Origin of the sequence: Calditerricola satsumensis (genome assembly GCF_014646935.1) — a bacterium.
GTDB lineage: Bacteria > Bacillota > Bacilli > Calditerricolales > Calditerricolaceae > Calditerricola > Calditerricola satsumensis.
In genome coordinates, this window is sequence record NZ_BMOF01000001.1 from 22063 (window position 1) to 43283 (window position 21221).

A 21221-nucleotide genomic window follows, 5' to 3' on the forward strand; every position below is an offset into this window, starting at 1 on the left:
CCTGAGCCTATGTGGGGGGAAGGGAGCGAGGGCCATGGTGGACATTGTCCGCCTCCATCATGTCGAGTTGTGCGTCACCGATCTGGAGCGGGCCAAGGCGTTTTACCGCGACCTGCTTGGGCTGTTCGTGACGGAAGAGACGAAGGAGCAGGTGTTTCTTCGAGCCATCGAGGACCACAGCCACCACTGCCTCGTGCTGACGAAGGCCGACGCGCCCGGCGTGGCCCACATCGCCTACCGCGTGGCGCGGGAGGAGGACCTCGACGCGCTGGCGGAAACCTTTTCCGCTCAGGGGCTGCCCATGCGGTGGGTGGCCCCCGGCGAGGAACGCGGCCAGGGGCGGGCGTTGCGCGTACAGGACCCGGTCGGCCTGCCGCTCGAGTTTTTCTGCGTCATGGACAGGGCGGAGCGCATGCTGCAGGCGTTCCACCTCCACCGCGGGGCGCGGCCGCAGCGCATCGACCACATCCATTGCTTCGTGTCCGACCTGCCCAGGGCCTACGACTGGTACACGAAAACGCTCGGCTTCCGCTGCTCTGAGGTGACGGTAACGCCGGACGACCCGCCGAAACTGTTGGCGGCGTGGCTGTTTCGCAAGCCCAACGTCCACGACGTGGCTCTCACGCACCGCGACGGGCCGCGCTTCCACCACGTTGCCTTCTGGGTGCCCGATTCCAAGGCGATTTTAGACTTTTGCGACATCCTCGGTGCTACCGGCAACGCTTCGCGCATTGAGCGGTATCCCGGTCGCCATGGCCTTTCCAACGCCTTTTTCCTCTATCTGCGCGACCCGGACGGGATTCGCGTCGAGCTGTATACGGGCGACTACTTCACCGGCGACCCCGACTGGGAGCCGATCGTGTGGCGGAGCGACGATCCGCGGCGGGCCACGTTCTGGGGCGTTGCGTCGCCGCATAGCTGGTTTGAGGACCTCGTGCCGGTCCACCATGTTGTGACAGGCGAGCCGGTGGCCGTTCAGCCCAAGGGGGAAGAGGGGATGTGGCCATGGGCCGCTTACGCGCGCTGATGTCCATCGGTTTGTGGCCCCTCCTGCTCGCGGTTCTGGTTGCCGGGTGCGCGGCACCGGCGACGAACACGGGCGGCGGTTCCGGTGGGGAGACGGGCGGCCCGGAGCCGGCGCAGGGTTCGCCGTCCGGTCCGGCGTCGGGGTCCATTCCCGTCGGCGTGATCGTGTCGGTGACGGGGGCAGCGTCGACGCTGGGCAAGCCGGAGCGGGACACGCTTCTCATGGTGGCCGAGGAGATCAACGCCGCCGGCGGCATCGGCGGAAAGAAGCTGGAGCTCTTCGTGTACGATGACGAGTCGGATCCGACCAAGGCGGTGCTGGCGCTCAAGAAACTGCTCAATGAACACAAGGTGGTCGCCGTCATCGGCGGGACAACGAGCACCAGCAGCCTGGCGATGATTCCCGAGATCGAGCGGGCGCAAGTTCCCTTCCTTTCCCTCGCGTCGGATATGCGCATTGCCACGCCGGTGAAGAAGTGGGTTTTCAAGGTGGCGCAGGGGGACGACCTTGTCGTGCCCAAGCTGCTCGCGTACCTGCAAAAACGGGGGATCCGCAATGTGGCGTGGATGAACTCGGCCAACGATTATGGGGAGGGCGGAAAGCGCGAATTTGAGGCCCAGGCGAAGCGGTACGGGATCACGGCGGTGGGGTTTGCCACCTTCAAGGCCGACGACAAGAGCATGGTTCCGCAGCTGACCAACCTGCGGGCGAAAAGACCGGAAGCCCTCCTCGTGTACACCACTGTGCCTTCGGGTGCCAACGTGGCGCAGAACGCGCGCCAGCTCGGCTACGACATCCCCATCCTGCAGTCCAACGGCATCGCCAACAAGGCCTTCATCGAACAGGCCAAGGAAGCGGCGGAAGGGGTCGTCTTCACCGCCGGCAAGCTCCTCGTCGCCGACCAGCTCCCCGACAGCGACCCGCAAAAATCGGTGCTCCTCGCCTACCGCAAGGCTTTTGAGGCCAAGTACAACGATCCCGCCAACACCTTTGGCGGCCACGCGTGGGACGCCATTCAGATGCTCGTCGCCGCCCTCAAGGCTGGGGCGACGGAGCCGGCGGCGATTCGCGACTACCTTGAGCGGAACATCCAGCAGTTTGTCGGCGTGACCGGTGTGTTTACGTTCACGCCGGAGGACCACAACGGGCTGAGGGAAGACGCCCTGGTGCTTATCGAGATCCGCGGCGGAACGTGGAAGCTTTTAGAACCGTAACGTCGCCGCGCTTGCCCCGTAACCGGAACGCGGTGCGAATGGAGAGGACGTCTTCGGGTGCGGTGCGCCGAAAAGGGGGAGGAACGCGGTGGACTACGGCACGGTCGTGTTGCAGCTCGTCTTCTCCGGCCTTACCGTGGGGGCCATTTATGCCCTGGTGGCCGTGGGATTCGTGCTCATCTACAACGTAACCGGCGTCCTCAACTTCGCCCAAGGCGAGTTTGCCGCCGTAGGCGCCCTGACAGCGGCCTGGCTGTCGATGCGGGGACTGCCCCTGTGGGCGTGCGTGGTGCTGGCCGTGCTGGTGGCGGCCGTCGTGGCGGCGGGGGTGGAGCGGGCGGTGGTGCACCCCGCCCGTCACAGCCGGCCGATGACGGTGATCATGCTGACGATCGGGGCGGGGATCGCGTTGCGCGGCGCGGCGCTCCTCGTGTTTGGCCCTGATCCGCTGGCCATGCCCATGTTTACTGAAGGGGAGCCGATTGCCGTCGGCGGGGCGACGATCTTGTGGCAGACGGTGTGGGCCCTGGTGTTGTGCGTGCTCTTCTTCGCCGCCCTGCTCCTCTTTTTTGAGAAGACCTATATCGGGAAAGCCGTGCAGGCCAACGTGATGAACCGCTTTGCGGCGCGCCTGTACGGCATTCGTCCGACCGCGCTGTCCTTCTGGGTCTTTGTTGTCAGCGGGGCCGTCAGCGGGTTGGCCGGGGCGGTGGTGGCGCCCATCACCGGGGCCACCTACGACATGGGGCTGATGCTGGGGATGAAGGGGTTTGTCGCCGCCGTGATCGGCGGGTTAAACAACGCCGCAGCCGCCGTCGTCGGCGCCGTGTTGCTTGGCGTCGTCGAGGCGCTGGCGGCGGGACTGCTTTCGTCTGGCTACGCCGATGCGATCAGCTTTGTGCTCCTCATCGCCATGCTGCTCCTGAGGCCGATGGGCTTGTGGAGCCGGGCCGAGGGCAAGCGGGTGTGAACATCCCTGCGGGAAGGGAGGAGGGCGGATGGCCACGCGTGCGGGAAACAACCTGCGCACGGGCCTGGTTGCCGCCGGCTTCGCCGCGGCGCTGGCGCTTGTGGCGTGGGGAGCGGGTCCCTACTGGCTCAGCGTGCTCAACGTGATCGGCCTGTACACCGTGGTGGCCGTGGGACTGTCGCTCTTGATGGGGTACGCCGGCCAGGTGTCGCTGGGCCACGCCGGCTTTTACGGCATGGGCGCCTACGTGGCGGCGGTGCTGTCGGCCAAATTGGGTTGGAACGGCTGGCTGACGCTGCCGGCGGCCGTTTTGCTGACGATGGCCGTGGCCTGGGCGGTAGGGTTGCCGACGGTGCGCCTGCGCGAACACTACCTGGCCATGGCCACGCTGGGCCTGGGGGTTGTGGTTCACATCGTCATGGTGGAATGGGATGCGGTGACCGGCGGGTCGTCGGGAATCGTCGGCATTCCGCCGCTGGCCGTCGGCCCGTGGACCGTCACCGGGGAGCGGGCGTGGCTGTTCATCACGTGGGGCGCGGCGGCCCTGGCCCTGGCCATGGCCCACAGACTGGTGACGTCGCCGATCGGCCGCGCCCTGCGGGCCATCGCCGGGAGCGAGCCGGCGGCGGAGGCGCTCGGCATTCCCGCATCCCGCTACAAGCTGGCCGTCTTTGTGCTCAGCGCCGGTTTCGCCGGGCTGGCCGGGGCGCTCTATGCCTTTTACGTTACGTTTGTCAGCCCGTCGTCCTTCGGCGTGATGATGTCGATGCAGTTTGTCATGATGGTTGTCGTCGGCGGGGCGCATCGCCTGTGGGGGGCGCCGGCCGGGGCGGCGATCCTGGTGCTGCTTAGCGAAGGGGTGAAGGCGTACCTGCCGGCCCTTCTGCCCGGCGCGGGTGGGGAGGTGCAGCTCGTCTTCTACGGGCTGCTCCTGGTCGTCATCCTGCTGCTCAAGCCCGACGGCGTCCTCACCGGATGGGCTGCGTGGCGGCACAAAAGGAGCGGAGAGCATGCCCGGACTGCTTGAGGTGCACCGGTTGACGAAACGGTTTGGCGGGGTGCAGGCTGTGGCCGACGTCTCGTTTTCGGTTTTGCCTGGCACGATCTACGCCGTCATCGGACCGAACGGCGCCGGCAAGACGACGCTTTTCAACCTCGTGTCGGGGTACCTGGCCGCCGATTCCGGCGACGTGTGGTTTGACGGGCGGTCCATTCGGGGGTGGCCGGTTCACCGCATCGCCCGGGCCGGGCTGACGCGCACGTTCCAGAACCTCGAGCCGTTTCCCGGCATGACCGTCCTGGAGAACGTGATGGTCGGCTGCGACGCCCACGTCCGCTGCACCTGGCTGGATGCCCTGTTCGGCACCCGCCGGCGGCGGGCGGCCAATGCCGCCTCGCGCGCGGAGGCGCACCGGCTCCTCTCCCTCTTTTCGTTGGACCATATGGCCGACGTTCCGGTGGAGGCGCTGCCCTACGGGATGCAGCGGCTGGTGGAGATCGTGCGGGCTTTTGCCCTGCGTCCCAAGTTGCTTCTTCTCGATGAGCCGGCGGCCGGGCTGAATCCTGCCGAGCGGCAGCAGCTGGCGGCGGTGCTCCGGCAGGCGCGGTCCCGGGGCGTCACCGTGCTGCTCATCGAACACGACGTGGACCTGGTGATGACGGTGGCCGATCGCATCCTCGTCCTCGATCAGGGGCGGGTCCTTGCCGAAGGGGCGCCGGCGGAGATCCAGGCCCATCCCGCCGTGCTGGCGGCATACCTGGGCGAAGAGGTGAGCTGACATGCTCGTGGCCGTCGATCTGCACGTCTTGCGCGGTCCGGCGCCGGTGTTGCACGGGGTGTCCCTCCGCGTGGGCGAAGGGGAGATCGTCGCCGTCGTTGGGCCCAACGGGGCCGGCAAGAGCACGCTGCTGGGGGCCCTGGCCGGCTGTTTTCCCCCTGCCTCCGGCCGGATTCTGTTGCGCGGCGACGACGTGACCGGGAAGCGTCCCGAGGACCTGGTGCGCCGCGGCCTGGTGCTGGTGCCGGAGCGGCGGCAGGTGTTTTCCGGCCTCACCGTGCGCGACAACCTGCTCCTCGGGGCCTACGCGTGGTATCGTGGGCACAAGGAGGCGGCCGCGGCGCTGCTGGACGCCGTGCTGGCCGATTTTCCGCGCCTGCGCGAGCGCCTCGACCAGCTGGCCGGCAGCCTGAGCGGCGGCGAGCAGCAGATGCTGGCCATTGGCCGGGGGATCATGGCCCGCCCCAAGGTGCTCCTCCTTGATGAGCCCTCCCTCGGGCTGGCGCCGAAGGCTGTGGCGGCGCTCTTTTCCCGCTTTCGTGCGCTGTGCGCCAAGTACGGGATGGCCATGATCCTCGTCGAGCAGAACGTGCGGGCCGCCTTTCGCGTCGCCGACCGCGCCTATGTGCTGGAGCGCGGCCGGGTGGTGCGGGAGGGGGAGGTGGCCCTGCTGCGGAACGATCCGCAGGTGGTCCGCGCGTACGTCGGCCGGGGGTTTGCCGCTTTTCCGGCAGGGTAGGCCTGTCAGGACCCCGCCCGGGGCAGCAAGCGGCTGCCAGGCAGGGTATTTTTTGTCATTGACGAACCGGGCGCGGTGGAGTACGATAGATGCCAAAGCAACGTTTTAGGTATACCATATACCAAACGGATGTCGTCGAAATCTTCATGCACTTTTGGCATCCACGGGGCGGTGAGCAGGGTGGGGCTTGGCCAGCGATGGGACGCGGTGCGGGCGGGGGCACTGGCGGGCCTGGTGCTTGTGCAGCTGGCGGTCATGGCGGCGGGGATCGGAGAGGCGTCGTTGACGCCAGCGGTGGGGATCGGGATGGTGGCCTTCGCCTTGCCGTCATGCGGCTGGGCGGCTCGGGCGCTGTCCGCCCTGTTGCTGGCCGGGGGAACCCTGTTCCTGTGGCGGGCCGGCGGCTCGTGGACGGAGGCGTTCGCGGCGTTCGGCACGATGGTGCCGGTGGTCGTCCTCTTCGCCGTCATTCCGGTGCTGGCCCTGCCCGTCCAGCTGGGCGGTTACGGCCATAGCGTGGCCGCCTTGTGCCGGCGCCGGGTGCGCACGCCGGGCCAGCTGTACCGCGTCATCTCCGGCCTGTCCTATTTCCTCAGCGCCGTTCTCAACCTGGCCACCTTGCCGATGGTGGTCACCGCCGTGCGCGACGCGGTTCAGCAGTACCGCATCGCCCGGCCGAACCGGTTCCTCGCCAGCGGCGTGCTGCACGGCTTTGCACTGCCCACCCTGTGGAGCCCGGTGGCCCCCATTGTCGGCTTTGTGCTGGACCAGACCGGGGTGAGCTGGCTGCGGCTCTTCCCGCTGCTGTGCGGGCTGAGCCTGCTGGGGCTGGCGTGGGATTGGCTGCGCCATGCCGCCGGCACACGGTGGGGGCGCCGCGCTGCCGTCTACGCTTGCACGGGTGCCGATGGCGGACCCGACCGGGAGGCGGCCGCTTGCGAGACGGCAGCTGCCGAAGCAGCTGGCACGGGACGGCCGCTGTGGGAACTGGCCCTGGCGGTGGGCCTCTTTCTGGGCGCGGTGTCTGCTATGAGCCTGGCGATCGGGGGAGGCCTGACGCGCACCGTGGCGGTGCTGGTGCTGCCCGCTGCCGCCGTCTGGGTGCTGGCCATCGGGCAGGGGCGCGGTTTTTGGCGGGCGCTGCGGCAGCATGTCCAGGTGAAGCTGCCGGGCATGGCGAACCAGGCGGCGGTGTTTGTGAGCGCGGGATATTTCGCCGCGTGCCTCCAGCAGGCGGGTGTCGGCGCGGCAATTGGAGAGGTTGCCGCCCGCATCGCCGACGCCGTTGGCCCGTCGGGGGCGCTGGCGCTGGTGCTGGCGACGCCGATGGCTTTTGCCTACGCCGGCATGCATCCCATCGTCACCCTGACGCTGCTCTTGCCCGCTTTCCGCCCGGACGTGGTGGGCCTAGCACCGGAGCTGCTCGCCGCCGCGCTGTTGTGCGGGGCGATGGCCACCTTTGTCGGTGGGCCGTTTAACGCCACATTGGGGGTAATGGCGGCTCTGGTGAACGAATCGCCCTTTGCCCTGGCCCGGCGACGGTTGCCCTTTCTGGTCGGGTTCGAGGTGCTCGCGTACGCGGTGCTGCGCCTCGGGGCGTGAGGAGCGGCATCGAAAAGAATCCGTACTTTTTTCCGAAAAGTTAAAATAGAATGAGCGAAAACAGGGGGGACGGCCATGCCTGCGTATGTGCTGACCGAGATGACCTGGCCGGAGGCGAAGGAGGCGTTTCAGACGGCGGTGCTGGCCATCGTGCCCGTTGGCGCGCAGGAGCAGCATGGGCCGCATTTGAAGATGAGCTGCGACGCCGTGCTGGCGACGGAGATGGCGCGACGGCTGGCCGAGCGCCTCTATCCGCATGCCGTGGTGACGCCCACGGTGAACATGGGCGTCTCGCCGCATCACCTCAATTTTCCCGGGACGATCACGCTTCATCCGGAGACCTTGATCCGCCTCGTGGGCGACATCGTCCGCTCGCTGAATCACCACGGGTTTCGCCGGTTCCTGTTGCTCAACGCCCACGGCGGCAACCAGGCCACCCTGCAGGTGGCGGCCACGGCGCTGGCCACGGAGCTGGATGTGGCCGTCTACGTGGCCAAGACCACGGCCTCGGCCAAGGAGGCCCTCAGGGCGCACATCGCCTCGCCGCTCTATGGGCATGCCTGCGAACGGGAAGTGTCGGAAGCGCTTTATCTGGCGCCGCAGCTGGTTCATCCGGCGCGCCTGGAGGCCGGAGCCATTCGGGAGGGCACCTGGCGCCACCTGCGGCCGGGCGGGGCGCTGCAGGGGTTTTACCGCTACGAGGAGATGACCGAGAACGGGTGCCTGGGGGATGCGCGAAGGGCCAGCGCGGCCATCGGCCGGGCCCTGGTGGAGGAGGCGCTGGACAACCTGGAGGCGGCCCTGCGCGCCGTACTGGGCCTAACGGAGCGGCAAGCGCAAGCCTGAAGGGGGGTGGGAGACGGTTGGTGAAGGAAGCGGTTTCGGCGCGTCGGGGAAGGGGTTTGGCTGCGGGGATTTCAACTCGGGGAGGGGTGGGGCATGGCGTTGACGGCTGCCCACTGGCTGTATGCGGCCATTACGGCGGTCATCCTGGTCATCATGCTCTTCCGGCGGGGAATCGTTCTGCCGTCGCTTGTGGGGACGTTTCTGGTCGCCTGGGTGTACAAGGGCAGCGTTGTGGAGGGGCTGAAGGCCATCTTCAACGCCAACCTCGTGGCGGCCAAGGAATTGTTTAACATCTTCCTCATCATTGCCTTTATGGTGGCCTTGCTTCACGCGCTGCGCGACTTGGGCGCCGACAGGCACATGGTCAAGCCGGTGCAGAAGATCATGAACAATGGCCATATCGGCTATTGGATCATCGCCTTCGTCACCTACATGTTCTCCGACGCCGGCCGTGCCGCTGATCGCGACGTTGCTCGTCCCCGCGGCGATTCGCGCCGGTCTGCCGGCCATGGGGGCGGCGATCGCCCTGGCCTTGGCCGGACAGGGGATGGCCCTTTCGTCGGACTATGTCATGCAGGTGGCGCCGGGCCTGTCGGCCAAGGCGGCGGGAGTGGAGCTTGGCGCGGTGGCCGATCGGGGCATGGTGCTCTCCCTGATCACGGGGGTTACCGCGTTGGTGCTGGCCTATTTTCCTTTCATGAAGCAAATGCGTCGGCAAGGTGACGAACGCATTGCCCACGAACTGCAGGCCTTAGGGATCGACCAAGCGGAACACGAAGTGGCCGCGACAGGAAACCGGGAGATGCCCAAGGACTGTGCCCTCGCGGATACCGCGCAACTCGAAGTCTGGGGCAAGCGGTTTGCCGTCATTGTCCTGGCGGCGATGGCGGGCGTCATCCTCTACATGGCGGTGACGAAACTGCTGGGAATGGGCGGCATGGAAGGAGGGGCCGGGGCTGCGTTCATCGGCGGGGTGGCGGCGGTGCTTCTCATCCTGGCGTCGGTCGTGTACGGTCGGGCGAATGCGCTTGACAAAATCAGCGACCACCTTGTTGACGGCTTTGTCTTCGCGTTCAAAGCCATGGGGCCCGTGGTGCCGATTGCCGGGTTTTTCTTCCTCGGCAACGCCGATTTTGCCGGTCCGATCTTGTCGCTGGAAGACGGAGCGAAGGCACCAGGTTTTCTGTTTGACCTCGTGAAGGCGGCCCAGGCAGCCATTCCACCCAGTGCGCTGCTGACCGCTTTTGGCCTCCTCATTGTGGGCATCATCACCGGCCTCGACGGGTCGGGCTTTTCCGGCCTTCCGCTCACGGGGAGCCTCGCCGGCGCCTTTGCGTCTTCGTCGGGTGTTGATGCGGAAACCCTGGCCGCCATCGGCCAGATGGGGGCCATTTGGGCGGGTGGCGGCACCATTGTTGCCTGGTCGTCGCTGGTGGCCGTGGCCGGGTTTACCGGGGTGTCGGTGATGGAGCTGGCGCGGAAGAACCTCCTGCCGGTCCTCATCGGTTTGGCGGTGTCGACGGTGGCAGCGCTTCTCCTTTGGTGAAAGTGTTCAAAAAATAAAAAAGAATATTGACAACGTGGAGGGAATGGGGTACGATAAAGGTGCGGGTTTGGTATACCAAATACCAAATCCACACCCCTTGCAAATGGTATACAATATACCAACACGTGCCCGACGCCAACGCGAAATCCATTCAGAGGGAGGCATGAACGATGGCGGAATTGCTTTCGCGCGAGGAATTTCGTCGGCAGCTGGAGGAAGCGATTAAGGGCAGGCACAGCCAGGCGTCCCCCTTCAGCGTGGCGTGGTCGAAGGGGCTCCTGAAGCGCGAGCACTTTGCGCGCTGGGCGGAAAACCACTACCACTATGTCGGGCCCTTCGCCGATTACCTGGCGTACATCTACGCCAACATTCCCGACGAATGCACCGACGCCAAGGATTTCATCCTCCAAAACATGTGGGAGGAAGAGCTGGGCGGCGACCGGCACACCGATCTCCTCATCCGCTTTGCCGAAGCGTGCGGCACGACGCGGGAGCGGGTGGTCGACCCGAACAACATGCTCCCCACGACCCGCGGACTGCAAAGCTGGTGCTACGCCGTAGCCTTCCGCGAGCACTTTGCCGTGGCGACGGCGGCACTCATCGTCGGGCTGGAATCGCAGGTACCGGACATCTACCGCAAGCAGCTCCCGCCGCTGAAAGAGAAGTATGGCTTTACCGACGAGGAAGTGGAGTTTTTCGACCTGCACATCGTGTCGGATGAGATTCACGGTGAGCGCGGCTACCAACTCGTGCTGAAGTATGCCAACACGCCCGAACTGCAGCAGCGTTGCTTGAACATCGTGCGCATCGGCGCCCAGATGCGGTGGATGTATATGGACGGCCTCTACCGCACCTATGTGGAGCCCGACTTGAAGGAAGAAGAAAAGGCGCTCTTGGGCGTCTGAGGGCGGAAGGAGGCGCAGGATGACCGTCGCGCAGGAGGCGTACCGCATCTACGTAGACGGCGAATGGGCGGAAGCGGCCGACGGGCAGACCTTCGTAAGCGTGAACCCGGCCAACACCGACGACGTCCTGGGCCGCTTCCCCGACGCGACGGCGGAAGACGCCGAGCGGGCCATCGAGGCGGCCCACCGGGCCTATCCTGCGTGGGCCGCAACCCCGCCGGCCAAACGGTCCGAGGTCTTGCTGCGCGCCGCGGACCTGCTCGAGCGGCGCGCCGAAGCCCTGGCCCGCGAGCTGACGCGCGAGGAGGGCAAGGTGCTGGCCGCCAGCCGGGCCGAAGTGAAGCGGGCGGCGGCAACGCTCCGCTTCTACGCCATGGAGGGGCTGAGTTTCGCCGGGGAGACGCTGCCCAGCGACGATCCCCACGCCCTGGTGTACACCGTGCACGAGCCCCTCGGCGTCGTCACCGTCATCACACCGTGGAACTTTCCGCTGTCCATCCCGGCGCGCAAGATCGCCCCGGCCCTCGTCACCGGGAATACGGTGGTGTTCAAGCCGGCGTCGGACACCCCGCTCATGGGCCTGCGGCTGGTGGAAGCCTTTGTGGAGGCCGGGCTGCCCCCGGGCGTGCTCAACCTGGTCACCGGCTCGTCGCGGCGGGTCGGGCTGCCGCTGGTGGCGCATCCGCTGGTGAAGGCGGTCACCTTCACCGGGTCGACCGCTGCTGGCGAAGCGATCCACCGCGCCGTGGCGCTGACGACGCGGACGCAGATGGAGCTGGGCGGAAAGAACCCCCTCGTCGTCTTGGACGACGCCGACCTGGATCTGGCCGTCGACTTGGCCATCAAGGGCGGCTACGAGCTGACCGGGCAAGCGTGCACGGCCACCAGCCGCGTCCTCGTGCACCGCGCCGTCCATGACGCCTTCGTGGAGAAGTTGGCGGCCAAAACGCAGGCCCTGCACATCGGCAGCGGACTGGAAGAGGGCGTCGACCTCGGCCCTTTGGCCAATGGCGAGCAGCTGGAGACGGTGCTGCGCTACGTGCGCGTGGGGTGTGAGGAGGGGGCGACGCTGGTGTGCGGCGGCGAGCGGCTGAGCGCTCCGCCCTACGACAAGGGGTACTTTGTCCGTCCCGCGGTGTTTGCGGGCGTCACGCCGACGATGCGCATCGCCCGTGAGGAGATCTTCGGACCGGTGATCGCCGTCATCGCCGTCGATTCGCTGGAGGAGGCGCTGGATGTGGCCAACGGCACCGACTACGGGCTGTCGGCGGCTATTGTGACGCGCGATGTGGAACGTGCCCAGCGCTTTGCGCGGGGCGTTCAGGCCGGTGTGGTGAAGGTGAACCGCCCAACGACGGGCAACGCCCTCAACGCTCCCTTTGGCGGGGTGAAGAAGTCGTCGACGGCCACCTACCGCGAATCGGGCCGCGCCGCGCTGGCGTTCTTCACGCAGACGAAAACGGTGTACCTCGGGTGGTGAGCCGTTTCGTTCAACGCGCGAATTTGGGGACCAAACGGGAAGGGGGAAGGGCGATGAAAACGTCGCTCAAGCTGGAACTGGCCGACGCCAAACTGATGATTGAGGCGGCCAAGCGCAAAGCGGAGGAAATCGGCGTCAAGGAAACGATCGCCGTGGTGGACGACGGCGGCCACCTGATCGCCCTGGAGCGGATGGACGGGGCGCGCATCACCGGGCCGGAGATTGCCGTGGCCAAAGCCTTCACCGCGGCCGGGCACAAGCGATCCACGCACCTCTTCAACGCTCCGCCGCACGGTCCGGCGCTGCCGGGCAACGAGGCTTTTGGCATCCAGCACATGTTTCCCGGCAAGTTCGCCGTTTTCGTCGGCGGCTTTCCCGTCGTCGTCAACGGCGAGGTGATCGGCGGGGTGGGAATCAGCGGGGGCAACGGCGAACAGGACACCGCCGTGGGCCTGGCCGCGCTGGCCGCGTTGCGGGAGGCCCTCGCCCCGCAAGGGTATGACGTGGTCGTCGAGGCCGACATCAAGCGCTGATCGGCCGGGAAGGGTTGCCCGGAGGCGCGGCCGGGCGCGAGGAAGAGGCGAAAGGCGGGCCGAGACGCAAGGGGCGGGAGCGACGAAGGGAGGGATGGCCATGCCCAAGATCCGCTTTCTCACCTCCGGCGTGACGGTGGAGGTGCCGGAGGGAAAGGAGGCCCACCTGCTGGTGACGTCGATTCGCCACCACGACGAGGACGGCGGCATTCCGTACCGCTGTTCGGCGGGGTTGTGCGGAACATGCCGCACCAAGATCGAGGAAGGCGCCGAGCACCTGAGCCCCATCCGCAAAGCCGAGGTGGAGCGGCTCGGGGAGGAGCTCTTGAAACAGGGGTACCGCCTGGCTTGCCAGACCTTTGTGCGCGGCGGCGATGTGGCCGTGTCGTGGAATGAGGCGGTCAAGGGGAAGGTGTCGGCCAAGGTAAAGGCGCACTGGGAGGCGCAGGCGCGCAACGCGTAAGGCCACGGGCGGCGCGCCCGCTTTTTTTGTTTTGGATCCCTTCCACCCGACTGGGGGGGCGGTGTCATCTTTTTCTTTGCCATATCGACGCGATGCGGTACGCTAGAGAGGAAGAAGCTGGTCACGTCTGCCCGTCGGCGGGACGTCAAGAGGAGGGATGGGCATGGCGAGCGGGTGGCGGGGATTGGCGCTGAGTGTGGTGCTGCTGTTGGGGTGCGGACTTGCGGCAGCGATTGGTGTCCAAACGGCCGCGGCGTCGTCGGTGGCTGACCTGCGCGTTGCGGTGGGGATGTCCGGTTTCTACCGGGAAAGCGCATGGACGCCGCTGCGCGTGACGGTGCACGGGCCGCCGGGATGGCGCGGGGAGGTGGCCCTGGAACCTCGCGGCAACGGGTATCTCGTCGCCCAGCCGCGCATGCCGGTGGCGGTAAGCGACGCGGGCATCGGAACGGCGACGCTGTATGTGCCGGGCTGGTTGCTGCAACAGGGTGCGTCGGCGGTGCTGACTGAGGAGTCGGGCACGGTGGCGGCCCGTGCGTACGTTGCGGGCCAGCCGGTGGGCCGCGAGACGGCGGTGGTGGCGGTCGTGGGATCCGAGGCCCAGGTCGCGGCGTTCCGCGGCTTGGCCCATGATTCGCGACGCGTCGCCGTGGTGGCCCTCGACGCGGCCGCCCTGCCCGACAAGGCCATCGGCCTTGACGGCATCGACGTGCTGGTGGTGGCCGAGCCGGCGCCTTGGACCCGGGCTCAGATGGAAGCCGTGCGCCAATGGGTGCGCGGCGGGGGCACACTGGTTCTCACCGGTAGGGTCTTGGCTTCCGCGGCGGGGAGCCCCGTCGCGGACATGGCGCCGCTGCGTGTGACGGGCACGGCGGTCCTGCCCGGCGCGCCGGCGCTGGAGCGGGTGGGCGACACACCGCTGCCCGCCCAGGGCCCTGTCGCCGTGGGACAGACCACCCTCGTTGCCGGGACGGTGCGGGTGGACCAGGGCGAGCTGCCCCTCGTTGCCGCGCGCGACTGGGGACGGGGCGAAGTGGTGGCGGCAGCCTTTGACCCCGGTGTGCCGCCCTTTGCCGGATGGGCGGGGTGGCCCCGCCTGTGGCAGACCGTTTTGGGGGCCAAGTTGCAGCCGGGTGCGGATTTCGAGCAGGAGACGTTTGCGCTGTCCTCGCTGCGGGAAGGGCTGATCCGCGTGCCGGGCATGGCCCTTCCCGACGCCAAGACGCTTGCGGCGCTGTTTGCCCTGTACATCGCGGCGGTGGGGCCGGGTCTCTACGGGCTCACGGCGCGTCTTGACCGGCGCGAGTGGAATTGGGTGCTCGTTCCCGTTCTGAGCTTGGCCGTGGCGGTTGGCCTGTACGCGGTGGGGACGCGGGCGTGGGGCGTGCAGGTGACGACGCACGAGCTGGCCGTGGTGGCTTTGCGTGGCGATGGCACGGGGGATGTGGCCGGCGGCATTGGCCTCTTTGCTCCTCACGGCGGAACGTACCGGGTGGAATCGGCCGAGGCGGAGGCCGCGTGGATCCTGGAGGTGCACCACGACGGCGTGGCCGGCAAAGCCGATCCCCAGGTGCGGATTACCGGCGCGAAGGCTTCCGTCACCTTCCCCGACGTGTCCTTTCGCGGGTTTCGCCAGCTGTATGCCAGCCGTACCCTCACCGACGTTGGGAGCATCGCGGCCAACCTCCGCGTCGAGGGCGAGCAGCTGACGGGCACGGTGACGAACAAGACCCCGTTTGCGATGCGCGATGCCCGACTCGTGTACGGCCGCGCGGTGATCGCCCTGGGCGACCTGGAGCCGGGCGAAGCCGTGGCCGTGATCCATCCCGCTGCGGAGGCGTCCGGAAGCGCCGACCTCGTTCCCGAGGCGCTGGTGCCCGAGAAGGCCCGATCCGATCTCCGGCGGCGCGAGTGGAACTTGGCGGTATCGGCGCTTGAATGGTGGCGGTTGAAGTCATCTGGCGGGCCGACGGTGTTTGCCTGGACGGAGGAGGACGTCCTTGTGGCCACCGTCGACGGCGCGCGCCCGCGGACGTACCGCCTCGCCCTCGTGATCCAACCGCTCGGCGCGAGCGCCGAAAAGGGGGAACGGGAATGATCCGCACGGAAAACCTCACCAAGCGCTTTGAACAGATCGTCGCCGTGAAGGATCTCACGCTTTCCGTGCGAGAGGGCACGATTTTCGGCCTGGTCGGCCCCAACGGCGCGGGAAAGACGACCACGCTGGCCATGTTGGCGACGCTCCTGCGCCCAAGCGCGGGGAGGGCCATCGTCGGCGGTTACGACGTGGCGACCCAGCCGGACCGGGTGCGGCGCATTGTGGGCTTTAACCCCGACAGCTTTGGTTTCGCCGACGACCTGAAGGTGACGGAATACTTGGACTTCTATGGCGCGTGCTACGGAATGGGCCGTCTCGAACGCGCCCGGCGCATTCCGGACTTGCTGGAACGGGTCGGATTGGCCGATAAGGCCGACGCTTACGTGGACAGCCTGTCGCGGGGCATGAAACAGCGCCTGGGCTTGGCGCGCTGCCTCCTGCACGACCCGGCGGTGCTGATCCTTGACGAGCCGGCGTCCGGCCTCGATCCCGGCACGCGCGTCCAGTTTCGCGCGATGTTGAAGGCCCTGCGCGACGAGGGCAAGACCATTCTGATCAGCTCGCACATCCTGCCCGAGCTGGCCGACCTGTGCGACGAGGTTGGGATCATGGTGGGCGGCACGCTGGTGGCGGCAGGAAGCGTTGCCGAGATTCTCGCGCGCATCTCGGGCGAGCGCCTCCTGCATATCGAGGTGTTGGAGAACGCCGAGGGAGCGGCGGCGTGGCTGGCTGAACGGGACGGCATAAGCCGGGTGAAACGGGAGGGGCGGCAACTGGCTGTCGCCTTTGTCGGCGGCGAAGCGGACCAGGCGGCCCTGCTGCAGGCGATGGTGGCTGAGGGGTTCCGCGTGCTGCGCTTTCAGCCGGCCGCGCGCACCTTGGAAGATGTCTTTTTGTCTGTTACGGGGGAGGGGAACGGATGAACAAGCTGCGGGGGCGTTTTTTGCAGGCGGTGTTGGCCGTGGAGCTGCGCCGGCGCGTGCGGTCGCGTCGTTTGGCGTGGCTCCTCAGCGGATACCTGGCTGCCATTGGCGCCATCATCCTGGGCTATCTCGATGTCTCCACCGGGCCCGACGCCGTGTTTTCCGCTACCAGCCGCGAGCTCTTTTCCTTGCTGTCCACTCTGCAGCTTGTGATGGTGCTCTTTCTCACGCCGGCGGTGACGGCGGGGACGATCAGCGGCGAACGGGAACGGCAGACGCTGAACCTGCTCCTGACGACCAATCTGACGGCGGCGGAAATCGTCGTCGGCAAGCTGGTCTCCTCCCTAAGCTTTCTCGCGCTGCTCGTGGTGGCTTCCCTGCCCCTGTACGCCATCGTTTTTGTGTACGGCGGCGTGTCGCCAACGGCGCTGGCATCCACCTTCGCCTTTTTCCTGTTCACCATGGCCGTCGTCGGCAGCGTCAGCGTGCTCGCCTCGGCCCTTGCCCACCGAACGAGCGCGGCCATGGTTGCAACCTACGCCGTGGTGGGGGTGATGGTGATCGGCACCGTGCTCTTAGCCCAGTTTGCCCACCTGTGGTGGGAGCGCGTCCACCAGTCGGCGCCGCCGGCCGGTTGGCTCTGGGGCGACCTGGCGCTGGCGTTCAACCCTGTCTATTCGCTGTGGTCGGTGCTCGGCTTGCACGAGGGGCTGAACGACCGCTTTTTCCTTCCCCCGGTGGCCGTTTACGTGCTCGGCTACGGGGCGATGGCCCTCGCCGCGCTGGCGGCGGCCGCCCGCGCTGTCGGGCGGGCGCGCGTTGAGGAATGATCGCGCCCTCTAGATCCCCACGACCAGTGGCTCGGACAGGTTGCGCAGCACCTTGGCCACGCTCATGGCCACGGCGACGCCCGTTTTCGGGTTGGCGCTGGGAGCGTTGCGGATGGTGACCTCCAGGCGGCCAAAGGCGCCGACGGCTGTGAGCTCATGCACGTTTTCGGTTACCGTGGGATCGACAAAGACGCGCACCTGCGTGCGGTCGAAACCCGCGCCGGCGAGGCTGAGGGCGGCGGCCACATTGACGCTCTCGGGAAAGCGCAGCGCCGCGTCGCGGGCGGTGCCGTCGAAGACGCAGACCGGTTCGGACAGTTCGGCCAAAGGGACTTGCGCTTCCACCGGTGTTCCCACCCAGGCCCGCGGCGGTTTGCGGGTGGTCAAGGTCACGGCCTCGAGGGTGCCGGTGGCCCCCGCGGCGATCCGGTCGAGCCCGGCGATGGCCGCCGAGGGCAGAAAGACGCGCCGTCCGCTTGCTTCGGTGGCCCGCACCACCGCATCGAGCAGCGCCGGGTCGGCCAGGGCGCCCACGCTGACGACAATCAGGTCGCGCCCGCCGGCCAACACCTCCGCGGCGTAGCGGCGCACCGCTTCGTGGCCGGCGGCTTCCACCACCACATCCAGCGGACGGGCGAGAAAGGCGGCAACGTCCTCATCAACGAGAGCGGGGTCGAGGCCGGTCGCTGCCCTTCGCCCCGGCCGGACCAGAACGCCGGCGAGCACCGAACGGCCGGCCTTCCCCTCGGCGATGTACCGGGCCACATCCCGCCCGATGGCCCCGTATCCGATGATCCCCACGTGCAGCATGGCGCATGCCCCCTGTCGTAGTCAGAATTGTGTTGCTTGTATGATAACAAAAGGCGCATGCGGTGTACAGTATGCCACATCTGTTGCCGGTGCCCGGTGCACCGGATCCGGAACGGTGGCGCGTTGTTGCGCGCATCGGACGAAATCGGTGAGCAGCCACGTGTAAACCGGCGCCAAGCGGACATGCTAGGAGCAAATCCTTCCCTTGATGGTATTCCAGAGCCTGTTGGCGAACGCTGCGCCGCTGTCGTGTATAGACTGCAACGAGCAACAACGACCGTGAACGAGGTGGTGCACGTGAACCGTTCCGGGATGGGGATTCGCGGGCTGTGCGACAACTTTACGGCCACGTACGCCCCCGAAGCGCTGCAGCGGTTTTTGGCGTTCTGCCAGACCCTCGACCTGAAGGTGGAATATCGCCCGTCCTCTTCAGGAGGCGCGCTGCTTTCCCTTCGCTCTCGACGCGGCGCGTTTACCCTGCTCGTACCGGGCAAGCCGGGGGCTGTTCTGCGCGGTTCGCTCTATCTTTCGGCGCCCTCGGCCCGCGAGCTGGAAGGGGATCCGTTGTGGGACGCGTTCCATCGCGCGGTGCGCCTGCTGTTGTCCACCGGCACCTTGTGGCTGTACGGGGAGGGGGAACCACGCCTGTCGCGCTTCCGGAACGGCAAGATCGTTCCCACGGCCAGGGAAGAGGAGCGGCTGGGATCGGGAGGCGTTCCGACCGACTGGCGGACGAACGGCGGCACGTCGCAGCCGGCGAAGGCCGAGGGGAAGTCGGGAGCCGGCGAGGCGCGCGCCTCTGGGTCAGCGCCGGACGTGACCGTGGACGCGGTGGACCTGGCGCACTTCTTGTGGTCGGTGCGCGTCGACCACCTGCTCGAACGCCTGAACGCGGCCCTCAAACGGGGGGACGCGCGCGAAGCCGACGCGGTGCGGCAAGCATTGCGCGACGCTTGGCAGGAGCGGTACACTAAACATTGGCAGGAGCGGTACACGAAACAATAACGACAGCGTTGGCACGGGAGGGAGGCCTGTGGGTAAGCGCCAGGGAGCCAGCTGGGATGAGGACCTCAGCCCCATTCGGGACAAGGTGTACCAGTATCTGAAGAACGCCATCCTGACCGGCGAGCTGAAGGCCGGCGAGCGCATTGTCGAGCGGGACTTGGCCGAAAAGCTGAACATCAGCCGCACTCCCATACGCGAAGCCCTCTTCCGCCTCGAATCGCAAGGGTTTGTGAAGACCTTGCCGCGCCGCGGCGTCGTGGTCAACCGACTTTCGGTCGACGAGGTGCTTGAAATTTTTACCCTGTTGGCCGTGCTCGGGGGGCTGGCGGTCAAGCTGGCGGCGAAAAAGGTAAACGACGAGGACCGCCGGAGGTTGAACGAGCTGGCGACAAAGATCGAGCGCTTGCTCGACGGTGATGCGCCGGAGGAAGATGTGGCGCAGTTTCACCTGCACATCGTCGACACCCTGTACCGGTCGGCCAAGAGCCCGCGGCTTTACGAGATGCTGACGGGTCTCTTCGATTATGTGCGGGCTTTTGCACACGTCGGGTACGAACAACCGGGGCGCCTCGAGGAGGCATTGCGCGAGCACCTGAGCGTTCTTCGCGCCGTTTGCGACGGCAACGGCGAGTTGGCCGAATCGCTCATCCATGTCCACATGGAGAACGCCAAGCAGGCGTATTTGGCTGCGCTTCGGGACGCGAACCGACGCGACGGCAAGCGGGCGAACGACGAATGGAACAATCCGTCTGAAAATTGAAGAAAACCCTTGACGGCAGCACGCCGAATCGGTATGATCGAAGCAAATCGGATTTGGTATACGGTATACCAAAGGAACGCAAGCTGCCCGCTGGACCTGCAGTTCCCTGTGAAGGAAGGGATCGGCATGTCCTTGTACGACTTGGCGATCGCCTTTTTGCGCTCGGGCCTGATGGGCTACGGAGGCGGGCCGTCGGTCATCCCGCTCATTCGCTATGAGGCGGTGGAAAAATACCGCTGGATGAGTGACGACGAATTTGGCGACGTGTTGGCCCTCGCCAACGCCTTGCCGGGGCCCATTGCGACGAAAATGGCCGCCTATATCGGGTACCGCGTCAAGGGATGGCCCGGCGCGGCGGTGGCGGTGCTGGCCCACATCGTGCCCTCGGCGGTGGCGATGATCGCCTTGGTGGGATCGCTGGCGGCGCTGCAGGGCGTGGCCGTGGTGCGGGGGATGATTCGGGCCGTCAGCCCGGTGATCGGGGTGATGTTGGCCGTGATGGCGGTGGAGTTTTTCCGCAAGGCCTGGCGGGGCATGGGCGCCGCGTGGGCGACGGGGTTGACGGCGCTTTCGCTTGTCACGGTGGCCGTGGCCGGGATGCATCCGGCGCTCGTCATCGCCGCCTTTTTGGCCGGCGCGTGGGGGAAGGTGACCCTGGAGCGGCGCGGAGGCCGGCGAGGCGACGTTTCGCCGCCTCAATCAACGGAACATTCCGACGATTCCCGCCTCGCGATGGAGGGAGAAGGGCAGGGAAAACGATGATGCTTCTCCATCTGTTTTGGGCCTTCTTTTTGGCCAACCTGCTCGGCTACGGCGGGGGGCCGCCATCGATCCCCCTCATTCAAAGCGAAGTGGTGGACCGGTACGGGTGGTTGACCCTCAAGGCCTTTGGGGACCTGTTGGCCCTGGGCAATGCCTTGCCCGGCCCCATCGCCACGAAATTGGCGGCGGCCATCGGCTACCAGCAAGGTGGCGGCATGGGAGCCGTCGTGGCCCTTACCGCCACCGTGGCGCCGTCGGCGGTGGCAATGGTGGCGCTGTTTCGCTTTGCCGATCGTTTCAAGGACGCGCCGCAGGTGCAAGCCATGGCCCGGGCCGTACAGCCGGTGGTGGCGGTGTTGCTGGGGATCTTGGCGGTGCAATTCTTCGCCGAAGCGTTCCACGGCAGCGGATGGGTGCACACGGCGGTGCTGGCGGCGGCCAGCTACTGGACCCTCGAACGGCTTCGGATCCATCCGGCGCTGGTGATTGCCGGTTCGCTTGTCTATGGGGCGCTCTTTTTGCGCTGACGGCCGGGGCGGCGAGGGGAGGGCACGGCAACAACGGGGCTCCAATCGGTGGGAACAGCGGATGTGCAGAGGAGGGAAACGATGCCCACGGTGCGGCTCTATCGGGGCGATGCGCTGGTGCATGAACAGGAGGTCGCGACCGGCACCAACCTGGTTGTGCTGGCGGGCATTCGCCAGTTTCCCCTGCGCTACGGGTGCGGCATGGGGCGGTGCACCAAGTGCAAGATTCGGGTTCTGCGCGGCGGGGAACACCTCGCGCCGCCCAATTGGAAGGAGAAAAAGATGCTGGGCGAACAGCTGCGCGACGGGTACCGTTTGGCCTGCCAGCTGTTCATCACCCACGACCTCGACATTCGGCAGGATGAACCTGTGCGTTGACATGATTTCTTTCATCGGTCCGCTG

21 protein-coding genes and 1 pseudogene are annotated in these 21221 nt (G+C 66.9%); 21 read left to right on the forward strand and 1 reads right to left on the reverse strand.

Features of this window, described 5'->3' with window-relative positions:
• Positions 1–34: 34 nt before the first annotated feature.
• The 16 genes and pseudogenes from hpaD to IEX61_RS00210 all read left to right on the forward strand — a co-directional run bounded on the left by hpaD (position 35) and on the right by IEX61_RS00210 (position 16954).
• Entirely contained in the window at positions 35–1027 is a 993-nt protein-coding gene (gene hpaD / locus IEX61_RS00135) for a 3,4-dihydroxyphenylacetate 2,3-dioxygenase (protein WP_188816463.1), read from the forward strand.
• On the forward strand, positions 1006–2241 hold the full coding sequence (locus tag IEX61_RS00140) for an ABC transporter substrate-binding protein (RefSeq protein ID WP_188816464.1): 1236 nt from the start codon (positions 1006–1008) through the stop codon (positions 2239–2241). The genes hpaD and IEX61_RS00140 overlap by 22 nt, the downstream gene beginning before the upstream one ends.
• Positions 2242–2329: 88 nt before the next feature.
• Positions 2330–3211, forward strand: coding sequence for a branched-chain amino acid ABC transporter permease (locus IEX61_RS00145; RefSeq protein WP_188816465.1), 882 nt, complete (start codon positions 2330–2332; stop codon positions 3209–3211).
• A 28-nt stretch (positions 3212–3239) separates the two neighbouring features.
• Positions 3240–4238 carry a branched-chain amino acid ABC transporter permease gene (locus IEX61_RS00150; RefSeq protein WP_188816466.1) on the forward strand — a complete coding sequence of 333 codons (999 nt, stop codon included), beginning with the start codon at positions 3240–3242 and terminating at the stop codon, positions 4236–4238.
• Entirely contained in the window at positions 4222–4989 is a 768-nt protein-coding gene (locus IEX61_RS00155) for an ABC transporter ATP-binding protein (RefSeq protein WP_188816467.1), read from the forward strand. The genes IEX61_RS00150 and IEX61_RS00155 overlap by 17 nt, the downstream gene beginning before the upstream one ends.
• A gap of 1 nt (position 4990) precedes the next feature.
• Positions 4991–5728 (forward strand): ABC transporter ATP-binding protein, encoded by a 738-nt coding sequence (locus tag IEX61_RS00160; protein ID WP_188816468.1) that lies wholly within the window; start codon positions 4991–4993, stop codon positions 5726–5728.
• A 171-nt stretch (positions 5729–5899) separates the two neighbouring features.
• Positions 5900–7330, forward strand: a complete 1431-nt coding sequence (locus IEX61_RS00165; RefSeq protein ID WP_188816469.1) for a hypothetical protein — start codon at positions 5900–5902, stop codon at positions 7328–7330.
• Between the two features lie 75 nt (positions 7331–7405).
• Positions 7406–8176 (forward strand): creatininase family protein, encoded by a 771-nt coding sequence (locus IEX61_RS00170; RefSeq protein WP_054672302.1) that lies wholly within the window; start codon positions 7406–7408, stop codon positions 8174–8176.
• A gap of 93 nt (positions 8177–8269) precedes the next feature.
• A pseudogene (locus tag IEX61_RS00175) lies at positions 8270–9722 on the forward strand (hypothetical protein).
• Positions 9723–9892: 170 nt separating this feature from the next.
• A complete protein-coding gene (locus IEX61_RS00180; protein ID WP_054672304.1) occupies positions 9893–10627 on the forward strand; it encodes an iron-containing redox enzyme family protein in 735 nt (244 codons plus the stop codon).
• A 19-nt stretch (positions 10628–10646) separates the two neighbouring features.
• Positions 10647–12107, forward strand: coding sequence for an aldehyde dehydrogenase family protein (locus IEX61_RS00185; RefSeq protein WP_188816470.1), 1461 nt, complete (start codon positions 10647–10649; stop codon positions 12105–12107).
• A 53-nt stretch (positions 12108–12160) separates the two neighbouring features.
• Positions 12161–12640 (forward strand): GlcG/HbpS family heme-binding protein, encoded by a 480-nt coding sequence (locus IEX61_RS00190; protein WP_188816471.1) that lies wholly within the window; start codon positions 12161–12163, stop codon positions 12638–12640.
• Between the two features lie 100 nt (positions 12641–12740).
• Positions 12741–13103, forward strand: a complete 363-nt coding sequence (locus IEX61_RS00195) for a 2Fe-2S iron-sulfur cluster-binding protein (protein WP_188816472.1) — start codon at positions 12741–12743, stop codon at positions 13101–13103.
• A 163-nt stretch (positions 13104–13266) separates the two neighbouring features.
• Positions 13267–15201: a DUF8725 domain-containing protein gene (locus IEX61_RS00200; protein WP_188816473.1), complete on the forward strand. Its 1935-nt coding sequence runs from the start codon at positions 13267–13269 to the stop codon at positions 15199–15201.
• Positions 15198–16124: an ABC transporter ATP-binding protein gene (locus tag IEX61_RS00205; RefSeq protein WP_188816474.1), complete on the forward strand. Its 927-nt coding sequence runs from the start codon at positions 15198–15200 to the stop codon at positions 16122–16124. The genes IEX61_RS00200 and IEX61_RS00205 overlap by 4 nt, the downstream gene beginning before the upstream one ends.
• Positions 16121–16954 (forward strand): ABC transporter permease, encoded by an 834-nt coding sequence (locus IEX61_RS00210; RefSeq protein ID WP_188816475.1) that lies wholly within the window; start codon positions 16121–16123, stop codon positions 16952–16954. The genes IEX61_RS00205 and IEX61_RS00210 overlap by 4 nt, the downstream gene beginning before the upstream one ends.
• A 9-nt stretch (positions 16955–16963) precedes the next feature.
• Here IEX61_RS00210 and IEX61_RS00215 read toward each other — a convergent pair whose 3' ends face one another.
• Entirely contained in the window at positions 16964–17764 is an 801-nt protein-coding gene (locus IEX61_RS00215; RefSeq protein ID WP_188816476.1) for an aspartate dehydrogenase, read from the reverse strand.
• Positions 17765–18043: 279 nt separating this feature from the next.
• Between IEX61_RS00215 and IEX61_RS00220 the strand changes: the two genes are divergently transcribed.
• The 5 genes from IEX61_RS00220 (at position 18044) to IEX61_RS00240 (ending at position 21196) form a co-directional block, all read left to right on the forward strand.
• Complete coding sequence (locus tag IEX61_RS00220; RefSeq protein ID WP_229725546.1) at positions 18044–18769, forward strand: hypothetical protein; 726 nt, start codon at positions 18044–18046, stop codon at positions 18767–18769.
• A 28-nt stretch (positions 18770–18797) separates the two neighbouring features.
• A complete protein-coding gene (locus IEX61_RS00225; protein WP_188816478.1) occupies positions 18798–19529 on the forward strand; it encodes a GntR family transcriptional regulator in 732 nt (243 codons plus the stop codon).
• Positions 19530–19655: 126 nt separating this feature from the next.
• Complete coding sequence (locus tag IEX61_RS00230; RefSeq protein WP_188816479.1) at positions 19656–20291, forward strand: chromate transporter; 636 nt, start codon at positions 19656–19658, stop codon at positions 20289–20291.
• Positions 20288–20818 (forward strand): chromate transporter, encoded by a 531-nt coding sequence (locus IEX61_RS00235; RefSeq protein WP_188816480.1) that lies wholly within the window; start codon positions 20288–20290, stop codon positions 20816–20818. The genes IEX61_RS00230 and IEX61_RS00235 overlap by 4 nt, the downstream gene beginning before the upstream one ends.
• An 81-nt stretch (positions 20819–20899) precedes the next feature.
• Positions 20900–21196, forward strand: coding sequence for a 2Fe-2S iron-sulfur cluster-binding protein (locus IEX61_RS00240; protein WP_054669719.1), 297 nt, complete (start codon positions 20900–20902; stop codon positions 21194–21196).
• Positions 21197–21221: the final 25 nt, after the last annotated feature.